This window comes from Croceicoccus marinus (assembly GCF_001661675.2).
Taxonomy (GTDB): domain Bacteria; phylum Pseudomonadota; class Alphaproteobacteria; order Sphingomonadales; family Sphingomonadaceae; genus Croceicoccus; species Croceicoccus marinus.
This window is the reverse complement of record NZ_CP019602.1, coordinates 977,923-997,469: the sequence shown is the minus strand read 5'-3', so window position 1 is coordinate 997,469 and position 19,547 is coordinate 977,923. Positions and strand designations below refer to the sequence as shown.

16 protein-coding genes are annotated in these 19,547 nt (G+C 63.2%); 4 read left to right on the top strand and 12 right to left on the bottom strand.

What is annotated here, in order from left to right; all coding sequences use genetic code 11:
* Nucleotides 1–24: 24 nt before the first annotated feature.
* The 7 genes from A9D14_RS04790 to A9D14_RS04765 form a co-directional block, all read right to left on the bottom strand.
* On the bottom strand, nt 25–354 hold the full coding sequence (locus A9D14_RS04790) for a hypothetical protein (protein ID WP_087910460.1): 330 nt from the start codon (nt 352–354) through the stop codon (nt 25–27).
* Nucleotides 351–575, bottom strand: coding sequence for a hypothetical protein (locus A9D14_RS04785; protein WP_066843421.1), 225 nt, complete (start codon nt 573–575; stop codon nt 351–353). Before A9D14_RS04785 ends, A9D14_RS04790 begins: the two co-directional genes overlap by 4 nt.
* Nucleotides 572–826 (bottom strand): hypothetical protein, encoded by a 255-nt coding sequence (locus tag A9D14_RS04780; RefSeq protein WP_066843419.1) that lies wholly within the window; start codon nt 824–826, stop codon nt 572–574. The genes A9D14_RS04785 and A9D14_RS04780 overlap by 4 nt, the downstream gene beginning before the upstream one ends.
* Entirely contained in the window at nt 823–1,107 is a 285-nt protein-coding gene (locus A9D14_RS19340) for a hypothetical protein (RefSeq protein WP_157668138.1), read from the bottom strand. Before A9D14_RS19340 ends, A9D14_RS04780 begins: the two co-directional genes overlap by 4 nt.
* Complete coding sequence (locus A9D14_RS04775; protein ID WP_066843417.1) at nt 1,107–1,304, bottom strand: helix-turn-helix transcriptional regulator; 198 nt, start codon at nt 1,302–1,304, stop codon at nt 1,107–1,109. Before A9D14_RS04775 ends, A9D14_RS19340 begins: the two co-directional genes overlap by 1 nt.
* Nucleotides 1,305–1,394: 90 nt before the next feature.
* Nucleotides 1,395–1,961 carry a hypothetical protein gene (locus A9D14_RS04770; RefSeq protein WP_066843415.1) on the bottom strand — a complete coding sequence of 189 codons (567 nt, stop codon included), beginning with the start codon at nt 1,959–1,961 and terminating at the stop codon, nt 1,395–1,397.
* A complete protein-coding gene (locus A9D14_RS04765) occupies nt 1,961–3,184 on the bottom strand; it encodes a tyrosine-type recombinase/integrase (RefSeq protein WP_066843412.1) in 1,224 nt (407 codons plus the stop codon). Before A9D14_RS04765 ends, A9D14_RS04770 begins: the two co-directional genes overlap by 1 nt.
* A gap of 336 nt (nt 3,185–3,520) precedes the next feature.
* Here A9D14_RS04765 and A9D14_RS04760 point away from each other — a divergent pair, with 336 nt between their 5' ends.
* Nucleotides 3,521–3,691 carry a CsbD family protein gene (locus tag A9D14_RS04760; protein ID WP_066848280.1) on the top strand — a complete coding sequence of 57 codons (171 nt, stop codon included), beginning with the start codon at nt 3,521–3,523 and terminating at the stop codon, nt 3,689–3,691.
* 72 nt (nt 3,692–3,763) lie between these two features.
* Here A9D14_RS04760 and A9D14_RS04755 read toward each other — a convergent pair whose 3' ends face one another.
* From A9D14_RS04755 to A9D14_RS04745, 3 genes are all read right to left on the bottom strand, one after another.
* On the bottom strand, nt 3,764–5,335 hold the full coding sequence (locus A9D14_RS04755; protein WP_066843409.1) for a Ppx/GppA family phosphatase: 1,572 nt from the start codon (nt 5,333–5,335) through the stop codon (nt 3,764–3,766).
* Between the two features lie 13 nt (nt 5,336–5,348).
* Nucleotides 5,349–7,505, bottom strand: coding sequence for an RNA degradosome polyphosphate kinase (locus tag A9D14_RS04750; RefSeq protein ID WP_232468771.1), 2,157 nt, complete (start codon nt 7,503–7,505; stop codon nt 5,349–5,351).
* A gap of 295 nt (nt 7,506–7,800) precedes the next feature.
* Entirely contained in the window at nt 7,801–8,163 is a 363-nt protein-coding gene (locus A9D14_RS04745) for a hypothetical protein (protein WP_066843404.1), read from the bottom strand.
* Nucleotides 8,164–8,442: 279 nt separating this feature from the next.
* On the opposite strand from A9D14_RS04745, the gene A9D14_RS04740 reads away from it, so the two are divergent.
* The 3 genes from A9D14_RS04740 to A9D14_RS04730 all read left to right on the top strand — a co-directional run bounded on the left by A9D14_RS04740 (nt 8,443) and on the right by A9D14_RS04730 (nt 15,870).
* Nucleotides 8,443–9,999 (top strand): hypothetical protein, encoded by a 1,557-nt coding sequence (locus A9D14_RS04740; protein WP_087910459.1) that lies wholly within the window; start codon nt 8,443–8,445, stop codon nt 9,997–9,999.
* 126 nt (nt 10,000–10,125) lie between these two features.
* Complete coding sequence (locus A9D14_RS04735) at nt 10,126–12,882, top strand: TonB-dependent receptor domain-containing protein (RefSeq protein WP_066843398.1); 2,757 nt, start codon at nt 10,126–10,128, stop codon at nt 12,880–12,882.
* Between the two features lie 201 nt (nt 12,883–13,083).
* The gene (locus A9D14_RS04730; RefSeq protein WP_066843395.1) at nt 13,084–15,870 is read left to right on the top strand and encodes a DUF3857 domain-containing protein; all 2,787 of its coding nucleotides are present in this window, start codon (nt 13,084–13,086) and stop codon (nt 15,868–15,870) included.
* 7 nt (nt 15,871–15,877) lie between these two features.
* Here A9D14_RS04730 and A9D14_RS04725 read toward each other — a convergent pair whose 3' ends face one another.
* Both A9D14_RS04725 and secA read right to left on the bottom strand, forming a co-directional pair.
* On the bottom strand, nt 15,878–16,507 hold the full coding sequence (locus tag A9D14_RS04725; RefSeq protein WP_066848277.1) for a response regulator transcription factor: 630 nt from the start codon (nt 16,505–16,507) through the stop codon (nt 15,878–15,880).
* A 200-nt stretch (nt 16,508–16,707) separates the two neighbouring features.
* Entirely contained in the window at nt 16,708–19,536 is a 2,829-nt protein-coding gene (gene secA, locus A9D14_RS04720) for a preprotein translocase subunit SecA (RefSeq protein ID WP_066843392.1), read from the bottom strand.
* Between the last annotated feature and the right edge of the window lie 11 nt (nt 19,537–19,547).

Here is a 19,547-nt window from a genome sequence, read left to right as displayed (position 1 = left end):
CTTCTTCCTAGACACGGGCGCACCTCAAATGCCGTCTTCAGAGTCGGCATCACAGGGACTGTCGTCCACCGCCGAGTCAGGGTCGGAGATGCTACAGCCGGAACCACCGCCCCAGATGCCTGGACGAAGCGCGCCGGTGCCGATCAGCGGGTGATCGTCTTCGCACTGGCTGCTGTCGGTTTCGTCGCCGTCGAGTTCGACATCTGGGTCGCCATCGATGTCGTCCAGCTTGTCGAGCAGTGTCGCGACAATCTGTGCAGTAAGGTTCTGCATTGCCGTCATGCTTTCCAGAAGCTGTTCCAATTGCCTCCGATCAATCGGCACGGCGCTGTTGCTGAAGTGGGGGAGGTTCATCGTGCGCCCCCCGCCTCCTCGAATTGGACAACCTGCCGTGCCGCGCGCTCGACCTTTTCGAACTCGTTCAAGCGCCGTATTTCGGCCTCAAGGAAATGCCGCCACGTACTGCGCGGCACGACCAGCTGCGGCCCTGTGCCTGATGGCAGTTGCAGCCACGCGCAGCCCGCTTCCATTTCGACCAGCGGCAGTTCTTTGATGAAGTAGGGAGGAACTTTCATAGCGCCGCCTCCTGCATGTAGGATCTGGAGAGGGCGGAGAATTCATCCTGGTACTTCACCGTTTCGGCGCTGCAGGACTCGATCAGGTCTGCCATCCCTTCGAAGGCATCACCGTCCTGCTCTGACAGCACTTGCGATGCCGCCATGAGCCGTACCATGCGCTCGATCCGCACCAGGCGGTTGGTCACATTTTCGAAGGCCAGCACGGCCCCGAAGATGTCGCTGGCTGGGTCTTTCTTTACAGTGTTCATTTGTCGCCTCCCGTCTGGTCGACAAGCTGCCAACGGTGGCAGAGTCGAAGCCCGCCAGCGTAGCCACGCGCCTTGCGGTGGCAGTCGAATATCTGTGGTGGATGATCGGGGTGGGCGGGCTCTACGGACACCAGGAACATGTTCCCGATGCCTTGGCCGATGATGACTTGGTGGTCGAAAGTTGTTGAGTTTTCGCGCGTTTCGCTGCTAGAAGGCTGGCACTCCCGGTCAAAGGATGCAGCCCCTGCCAGTTCGCGCTGGTGGGGGTTTTTGCTGGCCATCAGACCGCCTCCCCCCGTTCAGCGATGCGAGCCTTAATCCATGCGGTGACCTCGTTTTCAGGCCAGCCGTTGATATGCCCGTTGCCGAGTTTAACCGGGCGCGGAAACTCGCCCGCGCTTACCATCATGTAGATCTTGGATTTCTTCAGACCAATTCGGTCTTCGACTGCTTCAAGCCGCAACAGGCGTTCTGACATTTGCCATCCTTTCCAAGTGGAATGAGATGGCAGGAATAGATACTCATATTCGCCCGGCGCGCAGCAACCCTGTTCGGAAACAATTGCCGATTAACGAAGCCTTTGTTTCCGGAGCGGCGAATTGAGCGCCTTTCGCACCGTGTCGCCGGTATCTGCAAAAGATAGATTCAGTTCTTCCATCGCGATGTCGAACGCGATCCTCAGCGGTCCATTAGCTTTACTGGTGGCTTCCAACCCGGCGCTATCAAGCGCTGCAGCAAGTTCGCAGATAAGCCGAGTTGTTGGAGATGCCCCCCTTCCTTTTGAGACATTTTTCGCCGCCTCAGTCTTCGCGTTCAGCGCTAGGCCTTGCAGATGAAGCAGATCCTTCATCATCGTTTCGGGCAACATAGGCCTGCCAAATTTAACGCATTCGACGCCAAGATAGCCTTCCATCTCATCGCTTTTGGCGGAAAGCAGGGAATAGAGCTTGGCTGAAAGAGATGCGATTTCGTCCAGTTCATCTCGCACATCTCGGCTCGGCTGCTCGACATGCTCCCGTTCGATTTTATAAGTTCCGATTGCCCTTTCAAACTCACGCACCGGGAAGTCGGGTGCGCGAAGTTTCAACTCATCGAGCGATCTTCGCGAAGGCTGATGTAGGACGCCTTCAGGCATTAGACTCTCTCCATCCTGATGATGTCGCCGCGATCAGAACTTATGGATGGGGCGGCGAAAGCCCCCCATGCATCGCTGAGGGAACGCCGCAGGTCGCGCAGGTCGGTTCGCAGATACGCGCGTTCGGTCGCATCTCCGACGCTATGCGCCAATGCCATTTCCGCTACTGCATATGGGATATGGGGCATCCTCTCAGCGGCCCAGTCGCGGAAGCTGGAGCGGAAACCGTGGACCGTCTCCCCTCGCCCGCTGTCCTTCAACATTTTGCCTAGTGCGGCATCAGAGAGGGTCTTTCCCTTGCCATTAGGGAAGATCAAACCATCGTCGCCATAGCGTTCTGCGGCTCGATCCAGAATTGCCAAAGCGGCATCGGATAGTGGCACTGTATGCGGCTTGCCACTCTTCATATGATCAGCAGGCCGGTTCCATTCTCGCGCTTCCCAATCAATCTCAGACCAGTGCGCCTTGCGCACCTCTCCTGATCTGGCGGCGGTCAGAACTGTGAACACCAGCGCCAGCCGCGCAGGAGAATCTTCTTCACCGATTAGTTCTGCAAGAAAGGTCGGCAGTTCCTTGTAAGGCATCGCACGGAAGCCTTTGCTCTCCGGCTGTTTCGCTAGCCCGTCCGTGATTTCCTTTGCCAGCGGGACAGCTTCAGTGCGCCATCCGTGCGACTTTGAGAAGGCAAGCGTCTGCATGATACGGTGGCGAACTTTGCGAGCGATCTGCGGCTTATCGGTCCAGATCGGGGCTAGCGCCGCGATGATATGCGCGGTTTCAATCTGATCGACACGCCGTTTGCCGATGGCAGGCACAGCATGAGTTTCCAGCGATGACTTGAACTGCTCTGCGGTTTTCTCTGCCCAGCCTTTCCCGAGTTCGGCATGAGCGCGCTCGACAGCCTCGGCAAAGGTCGGGATCTTGATCTTGGCCTTGTCACGTTCGGCAATGGCATCATCACCCCGGCGGGCGATCTTGCGCAGATACGCCGCCTTCTCGCGCGCTTCTGCCAGCGTCAGATCATCTGTCGAACCTAGGCCGATGTCTTGCCGTTTGCCGTTGTACTGGACCCGCAAGACCCAGCTACGCGCACCGGAAGGCTTCACTCGCAAATAGAGGCCTTTGCCGTCACCATGGATGCCCGGCCCCGCCGTTCGGACCTTCAATGCAGTAAGGCTTTTCAAAGTGGAGCCTTCCTTTGCGTTACCACAGAAGTTCACCATTTGTGACGCGGCTTGGGGTGGCTGTCAATGGAATGGTGTGGAGCCCATCCCCAGCGTTTCTGCGGCTTAGCGCAGCATTGTGGAAGGCGATGGATGCGCGTGGATGGCTCCACATTGCAACTCGGGGAGCCACTTCTTTCAGCCAGATCCAACCCAGGCTCATTTCGGGCGGGTTGTTGCCGCAAACGGCTGCGAATCATGGCTTTTTCGTGATTGCGCGATCAATGGACCGCTTGGCGCGACGAACCGAAGCCCGGCCCGGATCATTGCAGCCCGCCGATTCGTTTCTATTCCAAAGCCCGGATAATCGGGTCACATTGGAAAAAGGAGAACACCATGGGTGAACTCAGCGACAAGGTAAAAGGCAACACCAACGAAGCCATCGGCAAGGCCAAGCAGCAGAGCGGCAATCCGGAGACCCGGAACGAAGGCCGCAAGCAGGAAGTCAAGGGCGAAGGGCAGCAGGTGAAGGGCAAGGTCGAAGGCGCGCTCGGAAACGACGTCTGACGACGCTTCTCGCTTTGTAAGCGAATAGAACAGAAAAACGCCCCGGCTTTCGGCCGGGACGTTTTTTGTTGGTTATTTGGCAGCGATGGCATCGCTCCACTTGCGGTCCGCGATTTCATCCCGTTTGGCAGCGAAATCCTCCTTCACCAGGATTTCGACCACGGGATCGAGACCCAGATGTTCGGCGAGCAGCTTCAGGTCCTTGCGCGGCGGCGCACCGTACAGTGCAGCATGGCTGTTGCGAAGATACAGCCGCAACTCGTCATCCTCGACCGCCAGCAAGCTTACGTTGAGCGATTTGCGCGACTGTCCGCCAAGCCGGCGGCAGAGACGGATGGCAAGGCCCCAGCCGATCGCCTCGCGCAGCCGGTCTTCGGGCGCGAGCGCTGAGATGGATTGCGGCATTTCGGTCTGTCCGCTGTTGGCCAGGATCGCCGCCGCCAGCATCCCCCGCTCGCTATCCGTCAGATCCAGCCAGCGCTTGTACAGCGCCCATTCGACCGCCTGAGTGGTGCGCAGGTTCGGTTCGACCTGCATCGAGGCCAGCGCCAGCATGGTCGCGGCAAGGCGAAGCCGCTCGGTTCCGTGACGCTCGGCCGGAAGCGCGGCGGTGGTCCAGCCCGCGATCCGCGCCGATACGGCCGGCGATGCGCCAAGTTGCGACGCGAACTGGCCCACGCCTGCCAGCAGCGGATCCTGCCCCTGCTCGGCCTTGCTCAACCGTGCATGCAACAGACCTTCGCGAAGCCCCCATGAAGAGAATACCAGCCCCTCGGGCTGCAGGCGGTCCAGAAGCGCGCCCAGCAGCACCGCTGCGCCCGGCAGGATCGATGCGCGCATCGACGACACGCGGGGCACCAGCTTGAGCTCGCCGCCATCGGCGCGCGCGATGCGCTTCGCCAGCTTGGCCGCGGCGTCCGCATCGATGCTGAGCCCGTGCGGATCGGACAGCGGATGGGACTGGCGGTGCATCGCGTATAGCGCCATGGATCGCCACGTTCCGCCGACCATGAACAGCGGCCCGGTAATCGAATGGTCCCAGCCCGCATCGCGCAGCGCCTGTTCGATCACCGCGTCGACGCGTTCCTCGCCCTGTTCAAGCAGGCTGGCAAGCCGCAGCGTGCCCAGCGGCATGCTGACGCCGCCCTGCGCCTCGCCATCGCGGATCGCGACCAGTTCCAGGCTGCCGCCGCCCAGATCGGCGACCACGCCGTCACGCCCGGGAAACGCGCCGATGACGCCCGCCGCGCTGATCTGCGCTTCCTCTTCGCCCGAGATCAGCCGGGGTTCCAGGCCAAGCGCCTCGACCCTGCCAAGGAACGCCGCCCCATTGGAAGCCTCGCGCACGGCGGCGGTGGCCACGGTCTGGACATCCTCGATCTCAAGGTCGGACAGGATCAGCGCGAAGCGGGCCAGCCCGGCCAGCGCCAGCTCCATCCCGTCTTCGGGCATCCTGCCGGTATCGGCCAGGTCGCGGCCGAGCCGGGCGGTCACCTTCTCGTTCATCAGGACCGTCGGTGCGCGTGACGAGCCGCCATAGACGACCATGCGCACCGTGTTCGAGCCGATGTCGATGACGGCGCAGCTGTACCCTCCATTGCTGCGGGAGGAGTCGCGTTTGCGGCGGATGTTCTGGGAAGTCATTCTGGGGACCTTGTCAGACCTGTGCACCCTTGCGCAAGGCAAGCCGCGGCACGGCATCTTCGACAAGTGCCTGGCCGCGCCCCGAAAGCGAGGGATTGGTCATGAAATAATTGTGCAGGTTGAAAGGCCTGTCGGTGGAATCGGCCCGGATATAGCTGCCATCGTCCTGCAATATCCAGCTTTGTTCGGTATCCAGCAGATTGGCGAGCAGCACCTGCTGGAGGATCTGGTCGTGCACGGTGCGGTTGCGGATCGGCACCATCGCCTCGACCCGGCGATCCAGGTTGCGGCTCATCGCGTCGGCGCTGCTGATAAACACCCGCGCGCGCGGACTGGGCAGACGATAGCCGTTGGCAAAAGCCCAGATGCGGCTGTGTTCAAGGAAGCGGCCGATGATCGACTTGACCTCGATCGTGTCCGAGATGCCCGGTATGCCGGTCTTCAGGCAGCAGATGCCCCGCACGACCAGGCTGATGTTCACGCCCGCCTGCCCCGCTTCGTACAGCTTGTCGATCACACCCTTGTCAGTCAGCGAATTCAGCTTGGCCCAGATGGCGGCGGGCCGCCCGGCCTGTTGGTTCGCGATCTCGCGGTCGATGTTGCGATACAATTCGTTGCGCATGTCGATGGGCGATACGACCAGCTGTTCCAGCCCGTGGGGTTCGACATAGCCGGTCACGAAATTGAACAGCTTGGCAGCATCGCGGCCAAAGCGCGGATCGGCGGTGAAGAAGGACAGGTCGGTATAGATGCGCGTCGTCACCGGGTGGTAATTGCCGGTGCCGAAGTGGCAATATGTGCGATAGCGATTGCCCTCGCGCCGCACGACCATCGACACCTTGGCGTGGGTCTTCCAGTCGACGAAGCCATAGATCACCTGCACGCCCGCGCGTTCCAGCTGGTTGGCCCACAGCAGGTTCTGCTCCTCGTCGAACCGGGCCTTCAGCTCGACCACGGCAGTGACCGACTTGCCGGCCTCTGCCGCCGCGATCAGCGCGTTGATGATCGCCGATTGCTTGCCCGCGCGGTACAGCGTCTGCTTGATCGCCACCACGTCGGGATCGTTGGCGGCCTGGCGGACGAAATCGACCACCACCTCGAAACTTTCATACGGGTGGTGGATGACGATGTCCTTTTCGCCGATGGCGGCAAAGCAGTCCCCGTCATGCTCCATGATGCGTTCGGGATAGCGCGGCGAATAGGGATCGAATTTCAGATCGGGCCGATCTTCCTCGGCAATGTCGGCAAGCCCTTCGACGCCGATCATGCCATTGGTCTTGATCACCTGCGCATCCGAAAGGCCCAGTTGTTCGCGCAGCAGCACCTCGGCAACGGGGTCGAAATCCTCCTCGATCTCAAGCTGGATGACGCGGCCCCGACGGCGGCGCTGGATCGCGGTGCGGAAATAGCGGACGAGATCCTCGGCTTCTTCCTCAAGCTCGATATCGGAATCGCGCAGCACGCGGAACGCGCCGTCACCCTCGATGCGGAAGCCGGGGAACAGCAGATCGGCAAAGCGGCAGATCAGCCGCTCGATCGAGATATAGGTCGCGTCCTCCCCGCCCGGTACGCGCACGAAACGCGGCAGCGCCGAGGGGATCAGGATCATCTCGACCACCTGCTCGCCGTCCGAGATGCGGGTCAGGTGGAACAGCACGCCCAGCCCCTGGTTCGCGACGAAGGGGAACGGATGCGCGGGGTCGATCGCCTGCGGCGTCAGCACCGGCAGCAGATGGTCGAGGAAATAGTCCTTCAGCCAGTTGCGCGCCTCGGTATCGATGCGGCCCTCGTCCGCGACGTGGATGTGTTCCTTGGCCAGCAGTCCGTGCAGTTCGCGCCAGACGTGCTGCTGCTCCATCTGCAGTTCCTCGGTCGCCTCGCGGATGGCGCTGAGTTGCTGCGAGGGGGTGCGCCCCTCGATCGACAGTTTCGAGATCCCGCGCCGCACCTGTCCGGCAAGGCCCGCCACGCGGATCATCATGAATTCGTCGAGATTGCTGCCCGAGATCGAGAGGAAGCGGACACGTTCCAGCAAGGGATATTCGGGCCGCGCAGCTTCGGCCAGGACACGGCGGTTGAAGGCCAGCCAGCTCAGCTCGCGATTATAGTAGAGCTCCTGCGGCAGAAGCGAGCCGATGGAGGCCGCTTCGGATCGAATCATTTCGTTCATCACGCTCGCCATACAGGAAAAAATGGGCTGGCCGCGCGATGCGGAAACGGTGTTACGACCGTGTTACAGTTTCCTGACAGATATCGGACCGTCATCTCGGTTGCAGAGCTTGTGCGGGGGCGAAAGACCGCCCTGCGCTGGATGTGAACACCCGGCGATCATGCGCGCTTGCCGCACGCGAGACAAGATCGGAAATGGGTCGGAATCGGCCGAAGGCCCGAACGAAAAGGGGCGCGGTCCGGCACCCGTTGGTGCGGACCGCGCCCCGTCTTGCGAAGTTATATCTGGATCGTGCCTATTCGGCCTTGGCCATACGCGACTGCGTGAATTCGCCCCGGTCGAGCATGCCCAGCGCCTTGCGGGCCAGGTTGCGCGAATCCTTCCAGCCGCCGTTCACCGTCTCAACCTGATAGCGCATGCGATTGTCGGCGACGCGGGTGAACATGGCGCGCGCCATCTCGGTTTCGCCGTCGCGCGCGTGGCTTACGCCGCGATTGAGCAGCTGCACCGGATCGCCGTTGTCGATGACCGCCGCGACCTCGATCTCCTCGCTGGAAGTGGTCGGCTGCGTCGCAGCGTCCTGGCCATCGGCCGCAGTGGCCGCGGCCGTCGTGGTTCCTGCCAGAAGCAGCCCTGCAAGCAGCGTAGCGATTGCCATTACCTTCTCTCCTTGTTGTCGTCTTGAAGGAAACATGCGCTCACACGCGGCGGACTGCAACATTTCTGTAACATTGTCATTTTTCTGAAACATTGGCGCGGCCGGGAAGCGAAAAATCTTTCTGCAGCGTCGAAACGGCGGATTTCCGCCGCTTTCGCCTCTGCACCGCCGCGATGATCAAATGCTTGCAAAGAAACTGTCACAACGCGGGTCTAGCCGGACCCCGCGATCCGAAATCGCGACGCTATTCGATTCTCGGTACCAAGGGGACCATTCGCCGTGACCAATATTCACCGCTCGCTTATTCTTGGCTGCAGCATGCTGGCGCTCGCCGGCTGTGGCGGCGACCAAATCGTCTCTCCCGGCACGGGCGGTGACATCATCATCGAGAACCCGGCCCCGGCCCCCGCGCCGACGCCTTCGCCCACGCCCACGCCGACCCCGATGGTGACGCCGGCCGCCGGCTGCCCGACCATCAATTCCAGCGGCGGCCTGACCGACGCGGGCACGATCACCGGCGATACCGGCGAATATCGCGTCTGCACCCTGCCCGCCTCGTTCGACGAGAGCGACAACCTGCCTTATATCGAAGGCCTGCTCTACTCCATCAATGGCCGCGTCGATGTCGGCACCGATGGCGGCGCGGTTCCCAGCGACGCGGACAGCGACGTGACGCTCTCGATCGAGCCCGGCGCGATCCTTTATGGCGCGACCGGTCGTTCCTATCTGGTCGTCAACCGCGGCAACCAGATCGATGCCGTCGGCGAGCCCGACATGCCGATCGTCTTCACCAGCCGCGACAACGTGCTGGGCCTGTCGACCGACGGTTCCGATGCGCAGTGGGGCGGCGTCGTGCTGCTGGGCCGCGCGCCGGTTTCCGATTGCCGCGACGGCGTTCCGAACAAGGCGAACCAGGCCAGCTGCGAACAGGCCCTGGAAGGCGCGGCCGTCGAGACGCTGTTCGGCGGCAACACGCCCGGCGACAGCTCGGGAACCATGCAGTACTTCCAGATCCGCTATTCGGGCTTCACGCTGGAAGGCGGCTCGGAACTGCAGTCGCTGACCACCGGCGGCATCGGTTCGGGCACGACCATCGACCACTGGATGAGCTTCAACAGCTCGGACGACGGCACCGAATTCTTCGGCGGCCGGGTCAACATGAAGAACGTCGTGGTCGTAGGCGCTTCGGACGACTCGCTCGATGTCGACACCGGCGCGCAGGCGAACCTGCAGTACGTGATCGTCGCACAGCGTGCGAACACCGGTGACAGCATCATCGAGCTGGACTCGCCCGATGAGGATTACACCACCGGCGCCCTGCCCCGCACGAACCTGCAGATCGCCAACGCGACCTTCCTGTCGCGCAGCACCGGCAGCTCGCAGGCACTTCGCCTTCGCGGCGGCGCGCAGTTCAGCCTGGTCAATTCGGTGATCGACATAGAAGGCGACCGGACCTGCGTGCGTCTGGACGAGACCGTGACCCTGGCACAGGATCCGCTGTTCGCATCGGTCGTCGCCGATTGCGGCACGACCCAGCCGTTCCGCGGTTCGTCGGGCGTGACCGACGCGCAGGTTGCCGCCGCCTTCAACGACGGCGACGACACCGATGCGGCCTTCGCGATCACCCTGACCGGTTCGTTCATCAACGGCACGGGCGAGACGGGCGTCGCCGCCTACAACCCGACCGCGCTGTCGAGCTACTTCGACGACACCGACTACATCGGTGCCGTCGCTGACCAGACCGACACCTGGTACGAAGGCTGGACCTGCGACAGCGCCACCCTGACCTTTGGCAACAACACCGGACCGTGCACCGAACTGCCGGTCTATTCCTGATCGCCTGATCGGGGAGGGTGCGATCCGGACCAGCGCCGGGTCCGCCCTCCCCCTTTTCATATCTGATTTTTGACAGGCCCCTGCATGGGCCTGACCCGACTGATCCATTGAGGGGGTTTCACAGCCATGTCGACCGGCAAGCGCCTTGCAGGCGTGCTCCTGCTTTCCACCGCGCTTTCCTTTCCCGCCACCGGTTTTGCGCAGGATGTCATCGGCGTACCCCCGGGCGACGATCCCAGCACCGAATCTGCTGAGATCCAGCAGGCGGAAGACGCGCTCGGCCCCGGTGCCGAAGTGCTTGAGGACAGCGACCAGCCCGTCGACGACACCTATTCCGAACCCGATATCTCGGTTCCGGGCGGCGACATCATCGTGACCGGCCGCCGCGTGCGCGACGTGACACGTTCGTCGACCCAGGTCGTCAACGTGCTGACCGCCGAACAGATCGCCCGTACCGGCGAAGGCGATATCGCAGGGGCGCTCAACCGCGTGACCGGCCTGTCGCTGGTCGGCGACGGCCGCGTCTATGTCCGCGGCCTTGGCGACCGCTATTCGCTGGCGATGCTGAACGGCCTGCCGCTGCCCAGCCCCGAACCGCTCAGCCGCGTGGTCCCGCTCGACATCTTCCCGACCAATGTCATCGCATCCTCGCTGGTGCAGAAGACCTATTCGGCGAACTTTCCCGGCGAATTCGGCGGCGGCGTGATCAACCTCACCACCCGCGCCGTGCCTGACGAGAGCTTCTTCACCCTGTCGGTCAGCGGCGGCGGCGACACCCGCACGACCGGGCGCGACGGGCTCAGCTATTACGGTTCGGACATCGACTGGACCGGTTTCGACAATGGCAACCGCGACATCCCCTCGAACCTCGAATCCTTCTACGCAAGCGGGGAGCGGATCGAGAATGCCGGGATCCAGACGCAGGAAGGCATCGCCGGGCAGATCTTCCCGACCAACCTCGCCACCGTGCAGAAGATCGGCAATCTGCCGCCCAACTGGTCGGCGTCGGCCACTGCCGGCACCTCGTTCGATGTCGGTTCCGACGCCGTGCTGGGCGTGATCGCGACGGCGGGCCTGAAGAACAGCTGGCGCAACCGTCTGGTCACCTCGCAGACCGGCACGACCAACCTGGACCTGCGCGACGACACGCAGAACTTCATCACCGACCAGCGCATGCTGTTCAACGCGCTTGTCGGCATCGGCATGGATTTCGGCGAGCACACCATTCGCTGGACCAACCTGTATATCCGCGACACGCGAAAGCAGGCGAGCCTGGCCAATACCTATCAGTTCGAGGACAATTTCGACGTCGTCACCCAGAACACCGCCTGGTACGAGCGCCAGCTGATCGACAGCCAGGTCGTGGGCGAGTTCGAGTTCGGACCCTTCTCGCTCGACCTGCGCGGCGGATATGCGCGCACCGACCGCGAGGCGCCGTACAATCTGACGTTCAACTATGTCCGCACCAATCTGGATACGCCGACCGGCAATTATTACGTGGCCAATGTCACCGGCAACCAGATCCAGAACGTTGACCCGATCACCTCGGTATTCGAGGATCTGCAGGAGCAGCTGTGGTACGGCGGCATCGACGCCAGCTACGAGATCATGCCCGATCTCGTCTCGACCATCGGTTATGCCTATTCCGACACCGACCGCTATTCGGCACGGCGCGAATTCCAGCTGCAGATGAGCGTGGACCCCGACCAGGTCGGCAACGGCCTCAACAATAACGTGCTGACCGCGGTCGGCCTGCGCCGCCCGGGCGACATCGTGAACGGCGCGACGCTTGCCGGCTTCAACGTCGCGTTGGTCGAACCCTCGCAAAGCCCCGCCTTCGACGCGGCGCTGCAGGTGCACGCCGGTTACGGGCAGCTGCGCTGGCTGCCGCTCGACACGCTGACGGTCGATGTCGGCGTGCGCTATGAAAAGGGCGAGCAGAACGTCTCGCTCGCGCCGGTGTTCAGCGACATCGATCCGACCGCCTCGGTCACCAATATCGAGGAGGATTATTTCCTTCCCGCGGCGACGCTGACGTTCGAGGCGAGCGACGACCTGCAGCTGCGCCTGTCGGGGTCGAAGACCATCGGCCGCCCGCAGTTCCGCGAGCTGATCGAGCAGACCTATTACGATCCGGAAACGAACCGCCAGTTCCGCGGCAACCCGTTCCTGAGCGACAGCGAACTGCTCAACGCCGAGGTTCGCGCCGAATATTACATCGGCGGAGGGGACCGGCTGAGCGTCGCCGGTTTCTACAAGGAAATCGACGAGCCGATCGAGGCGGTGACCAACATCACCTCGGGCGGCGGGCGCATCACGAGCTTCATCAACGTCCCCAAGGCCAAGCTATACGGTGCCGAGTTCGAAGCGCAGTACGGCTATGAACTGTTCGACGTAGGCGGCTGGTTCGAGACGAAGAAGCTGATGCTGATCGCGAACTACACCTATTCGAAGTCCGAACTGTCGGGCTTCGACGGCGAGACGACGGCGCTGTTTCCCGGGAGCCCGGTCACGATCGACAGCTATTTCGACACCGGCGACGCCATGACCGGCCAGTCGGAGCATGTCGCCAACCTTCAGTTCGGGCTTGAGGACATGGGCGTGCTGCAGCAGTTCACCGTCCTGCTGAACTATGCCAGCGACCGCGTGATCGGTTATGGCCCGCAGCAGCCGCCGATCGTCGAGGATCCAGGCCTGACCGTCGATTTCGTCGCACGGACTGAGGCGGAGTTTCTGGGCCAGGGTGTCGAGCTGAACTTCCAGGCGCGCAATATCTTCGCCCGCAGCCATCTGGAATATCAGGACAACGGCACCAATCGCCTCGACGTGAACAGCTACAAGCGCGGCGCCTCATTCTCGCTGGGCGCGTCGATGGAATTCTGATCCCGCCCGATCTTCTGCACCTGCCTGGCCCGGCTCCCGCAAGGGATGCCGGGCCGCTTTTTGCGACCCTGCTGCAAGCGCGCCGGCTGGTTCATATCGGCACGCCGCGGGAGCCGCCAACCGGCGAAAGCGGGAATGATTTGCCTTGCCCCCCGGCGAGTGGCAGCATCGCAGGAAGGGATTGATCAAGGGGGCTTTTCGATGCGTTTCGCCACTGCGCTGCTGCTTGCGCCTGTCATGCTTGCGGCTGCGCCCGCCTTTGCCGGAGAGGAGGTGCTGTACGGCCCCGCTCCGGATTGGGCCGATGTACTAAGCACCGATACCATCGACATCTCGGCCAAGACCCCGATCGCGCGCATGGACGTCCAGCAGAGGATCGAGGACGGGACGGTCACGATCTATATGGACCGCGCGATCAAGCTGGACAGCGCCGAGGCGCTGACCCAGGGCGGCACCAGCACGGCCACATGGATGCCCGAAAAGGGCGATCTGACCATCCATGCCGTGCGTATCCTGCGTGGCGGCGGAACCGTGGACGTGTTGTCGTCGGGCGAACGCTATACCGTGCTGCGGCGCGAGACGCAGCTTGAACGGCGCACGCTGGACGGCAAGTTGACCGCGACCATGCCGATCCCAGGCCTGCGCATCGGCGACGTTCTCAACATCGTCTACAGCCAAACCGTCCGCGACGAGACATTGGCGGGCGGCGCGCAGCTCAATTCGCTGCTGTTCGCAAAGCCGATGGAAGCAGGTTTCGCCCGCAATGTTGTGTCATGGCCCGAGGACGAGGCGATCACATGGAATGCCGGGCCCGATGTAGCCGGCGCCGACGAAACCAGCCGCGGCGGCTATCGCTATGTCAGCATCGACCTGCCGCTGGCAGAGCGCGGGGACTTGCCCGATGACGCGCCCAGCCGCTTCACCCGTCCGCAGATCCTGCAGGCCGCCACGTTCCGCGACTGGCAGCAGGTCTCGTCGGTCTTCGCGCCGCTGTATGACGTGCAAGGCACGATCGCGCCGGGCAGCCCACTGGCGGGCGAGGTCGCACGCATCGCCGCCACGACAAGCGATCCGCTAGAGCGCGCCGCCATGGCGACAAGGCTGGTGCAGGAGCGGATCAGCTATCTGATGAACGGCATGTCCGGCGGCAATTACACGCCGCAGGCCCCGGCGAAGACATGGGACCTGCGCTTCGGCGATTGCAAGGCGAAGTCGCTGCTGCTGCTCGCATTGCTGGACGGGCTTGACATCGCTGCTGAGCCGGTGCTGGTCAACACGATCTTCAGCGATGCCGTTCCCGGCATGGTGCCGATGCCCGGCGCATTCGATCACGTCATCGTGCGCGCCGATATCGGCGGTACGCCGTACTGGCTGGACGGGACCTCTGCGGGAACGCGGCTGGCCAATATCGCCAACACGCCGCCCTATAGCCATGCGCTGCCCGTCCGCGCGGCGGGGGCGGAACTGCAAGCGGTGGAGCCGCGCCTGCCCGCCGTTCCCGAGCTGACGATGCAGATCACGCTCGACCAGCGCGGAGGCGTCGAGATTCCGACCATAGCCACCGTCGTCACCAGGATTTCGGGAGCCACCGCAAGCAACCTGGCCGCAACGATCGGCCAGATGAGCGACGACCAACGCGAACAACTGATCGATTCCTTGGCCGCCAACGCCCAGCTCCGCGCGCTGACGCCGACGGGGGGCGGGGTCGAGATCGTGGAGGAAGACGGTGTCGTCGCGTTGACTGTTACCGGGCTGATCGGCTCGCCCTGGAAGAGGGAGGGCGCTCGCATGCGCCACGATCTCGATATGCTGCCCGCATCGGACTACGAGCTATCCGCCGATCGCGCCCGGCCTGCATGGAAGGATATTCCGGTCGCGCTCGGCTTCCCCAGCCTCGTCGAAAGCGAAATTACCATCCTGCTGCCAGAGAATGGCGAGGGATTTGCCTTGCGCGGCAGGCCCGATGCCGAAGTGGCTTTCGGCGGCGAACATGTCGTACGGCATGTCGAACTGGCGGGTGGCCGCCTGATCGCGCGCGAACGGCTTGAAAGCCTGGGCGGCGAATTGCCTGCAAGCGAGGTCGCGAACGCCCGCGCGCAAGTGGCCCGCGCATCCAGCGCCTTGCCGTTCCTGCTCGCCCCGGCCGATGCGCCGCGGGCCTGGGAATATGGCCGGCCCGATCTGAAGAAGCGGCTGCAGCCTTATGAGGATGCCTATGCCAAGGCCATCGAACGCGATCCCGACGAAGCCGGCGGCTTCATCAAGCGCGCGCGGTTCCGGGATCAGACCGGTAACCTGGCCGGCGCGTTCGCCGACATGGACAAGGCGATTGCACTCGACCCGAACCCCGACAACTACCGCTATCGCGGGTACATGAAACACTACCTCGCGAAGGATGAGGAAGCTCTGGCCGACTTCCGCGAGACCTTGGACCTCGACCCCAATGGCGACAATGCGCGCACGCTTGCCGACCAGCTTGCCCGCATGGACCGGACCGAAGAGGCGCTGGCCCTGCTCGACGAATATGACGACAACGGCGAGGATCACGAGGCTTTCGTCAGCGCGCGGGCCGATGCGCTCGCCTATGGCGGCCGCGCCGACGAAGGGCTGGCGCTGATCGACGGGCTGGTCGCGGAACAGCCCGGCAAGAGCTATCTGCTCAATAATTCCTGCTGGTATCGCGCCCGTTTCAACGTCGGGCGGGAAACCATGCTGGAGACATGCGACCAGGCGGTCCAGCAGGGCGGAAGCCCCGCAGTGCTCGACAGCCGGGCGCTGGCATGGCTGACGATGGGGCAGCCTGACAAGGCCCGCGCCGATGCCGAGGCCGCGCTCGCCAGTGCGCCCGATTCCTACATGACCCGCTATCTTCTGGGGTTTGCGCAGCGCCGCCTGGGCGACCGGAGCGGGGAAGATGTCATCGCCTATATCGCCCGGATCTGGCCGGGCGTGGCGCAGGACTACGCGCTTTACGGGCTCCAGCCCTGACGCGCGGTCAACCGATGTCGAGCACGTAGCCGAGCGAGCGCACGGTGCGCAGCGGATTGCCCGCACCGGCGGACTTCAGCGCGCGGCGCAGGCGGCCGATCCACACGTCGACGGTGCGCTCGTCGATGGCGGGCTCAAGCTTGCCCAGCCCTTCGATCAGCTCGTGCCGGGTAAGCACGCGATTCGGATTTTCGGCGAAGAATCGCAAAAGGCGAAACTCGTTGGGTCGCAGCGCGATCGCGGTCTGCCCCCAGCGCGCCTGCAGAGCCATCAGGTCGATCACCAGCTCGCCCGCCTGCAGGTTCTGCGTCGCGTGGCGATGGCGGCTGCGCGCCTGCACCGCCAGCACGCGGTCCAGCACCTCGTTGCGGTCGAGCGGCCCGACCATGTAATCATCCGCGCCCGCGCTCAGCGCGCGGCGGCGGTCGTCGGTATCGTCGCGTTCCAGCACCATCGTGACATGCGCGTCGCGGGTGCGGTCGTCCGCACGCAGCCTGCGGCACATCTCCAGACCCGACAGATCGTCCATCACCCAGTCTACGAATGCCCAGATCGGACCGTCGATCAGGCGGCGCGGACCGGACGCCTCCAGCCTTTCGAACCGGAAGCACATGTCCTCATGCGCGAAAGGCTCCATCGCTTCGGCGTATGGGTCGGTCAGGTAGATGTAGACGATATCCACGATGCGGCGGTCCCCCGGTTGCGGACCGGAGTTGGCGCAAGGATGTGACGCATTCGTGACGCATTCGCTGCGAACGTAACAATCAAACGGCAAAGCCCCCCGGACAGCGAAAAAACCCGTCCGGAGGGCCGCTTGCATTTACCCTTGAAGGCGGATCAGCTGATCGCGCCGTGGCAATGCTTGTACTTGTTGCCCGACCCGCAGGGACAGGGCGAGTTGCGATTGATGTCCATCCCTTCATAGGGATTGTCGCGCTCCGCCCCGCCGGCACCGACCTGTGCAAAGGTGGATCCCGCCAGCGCCCCGAACAGCGCCTCGCGCCCGCGCGAGCCGTCGCCGTCATTGCTGTTGTCCATGCCGGTCAGCGGATCGACATGGCCGGTCATGAGACCTGCGGCCTGTCCGCCCGCCACCTGTCCGCCCGCCGCCTGGCCGCCCACGGACATGGCGCCCGTGGGATTGGTCAGGAATTCCGGCAGTTCGGGCAGCGGCGCCGGTTCGGGTGCCGCCATGCGCAGGTTGGTCGTCATCAGGATGCGGGTCACATCCTCGCGAATCGCTTCCAACATGCGCTCGAACAGGGCGAAGGCTTCCTGCTTGTATTCGTTGATCGGCTGCTTCTGCGCATAGGCGCGCAAACCCACCACCTGGCGCAGCGCGTCGAGCGTGGCGAGATGTTCCTTCCAGTGATGATCGAGCCGGTCGAGCAGCACGGATTTCTCCACCTGCCGCCAGATCGAGGGATCGATGCCGGCGATCTTGGCGTCCATCCTGGCATCGGCCTGCGCGGCGAGGCGCTGTTCTATGTCCTCGGGATCGATGCCATCCTCTTCCAGCCAGGAATCGATGGGCGCTTCCTCGCCGATCACGTCGGCATAGGTGGCTTTCAGGACCTCGACGTTCCATTGCTCGGGATAGGATCCGGGCGGGCAGGCCGTGCCCACCATCGAATTGACCGTGTCGGTCCGCATTTCCAGCACGACATCGTCGACCGTCTCGCTGTCCATGATCTCGGCGCGCTGTTCGTAGATCACCTTGCGCTGGTCGTTCATGACATTGTCGTATTCCACGACCTGCTTGCGGATGTCGTAGTTGCGCGCCTCGACCTTCTTCTGCGCGGTCTCGATCGCCTTCGACAGCCACTTGCTGCCGATCGCCTCGCCGTCCTGCAGGTTCGCGTTCATCATCTTGGAGAACAGCGTGTCCGGCCCGAAGATGCGCAGCAAATCGTCCTCGAGACAGAGGTAGAAGCGCGAGAGTCCCGGATCGCCCTGACGGCCTGAGCGGCCGCGCAGCTGGTTGTCGATGCGGCGCGATTCGTGCCGTTCGGTGCCCAGCACGAACAGACCCCCCGCTTCCAGCACGCGCTGGCGTTCTGCGGCGATCTCTTCCTTGATCCTGGCGATCGCGGCATCGCGTTCCGGCCCTTCGGGCATGTCGCGCACCTCGTCCTCCAGCCGGAATTCGAAATTGCCGCCCAGCTGGATGTCGGTGCCGCGGCCCGCCATGTTGGTCGCGATGGTCACCGCGCCGATGCGGCCCGCCTGCGCCACGATATGCGCTTCCTGCTCGTGCATGCGGGCGTTGAGGACCGAGTGCTTCACGCCTTCCTGCGTCAGGAAGTTCGACAGCAGTTCCGACTTCTCGATCGACACCGTGCCGACCAGCACCGGCTGGCCGATCTCGTTCTTCTCCTTGATCGCCTTGGCGATGGCGGCGAACTTTTCCAGCGTCGACTTGTAGAACTGGTCGTCCTCGTCGATGCGGGCGATCGGAACGTTGGTCGGGATCTCGACGACGTTCAGCTTGTAGATGTCGAAGAATTCCGCCGCCTCGGTCGCGGCGGTGCCGGTCATGCCCGCTAGCTTGGGATACATGCGGAAATAGTTCTGGAAGGTGATCGAGGCCATGGTCTGGTTCTCGGGCTCGATCTTGACGCCCTCCTTGGCCTCGACCGCCTGGTGCAGGCCGTTGGACCAGCGGCGACCGTCCATCATGCGGCCCGTGAACTCGTCGATGATGACGACCTTGCCGTCCTTGACGATGTAATCGGTGTCGCGCTTGAACATCATGTTCGCGCGCAGCGCCTGGTCCAGGTGGTGGACGACCTGCGTATTCTCGAAATCGTAGAGATTGTCGGTTTCCAGCAGGCCTGCCTCGATCAGTCGCTGCTCGACTTTCTCGATCCCGTCCTCGGTCCAGCCGATGTTCTTGGTCTTCTCGTCCTTCTCGTAATCCTCCTCGTCCATCTGCTTAACGATGGCGTCGATGGAGACGTAGAGTTCGGACTTGTCCTCGGTCGGGCCCGAGATAATCAGCGGGGTCCGCGCCTCGTCGATCAGGATCGAATCGACCTCGTCGACGATCGCGAAATTGAACGGGCGGTGGACCTGCTGCTCACGCGAATGCTTCATGTTGTCGCGCAGATAATCGAAACCCAGCTCGTTATTGGTCGAGTAGGTGATGTCGCAGCCATAGGCTTCGCGCCGCTGGCTTTCATGCAGATTGGGCACGATCACGCCAACCGTCAGGCCAAGGAAATTGTACAGCTTGCCCATCGTCTCGGCATCGCGGCGGGCCAGATAGTCGTTGACGGTGACGACATGCACGCCCTTGCCTTCCAGCGCGTTGAGATAGACGGCCAGCGTCGCCACCAGCGTCTTGCCCTCGCCCGTGCGCATTTCGGCGATCTCGCCGCGGTGGAGCACGATGCCGCCGACCATCTGCACGTCGAAATGGCGCATGCCGAACACGCGCTTCGATGCCTCGCGGACCACGGCGAAGGCCTGGGGCAGCAAATCGTCGAGGGTCTCGCCTTCGGCCAGGCGGTCGCGGAACGTCGCGGTCGCGCCCTGCAGCTGCTCGTCGCTCAGTGCCTCGTACTCAGGCTCCAGGGCATTGATCTTCGCGACCACCTTCTCGATGGATTTGACATAGCGGTCGTTGGACGATCCGAAAATGGACTTGGCAAGGCCGCCGATCATGGGCGTTCCCT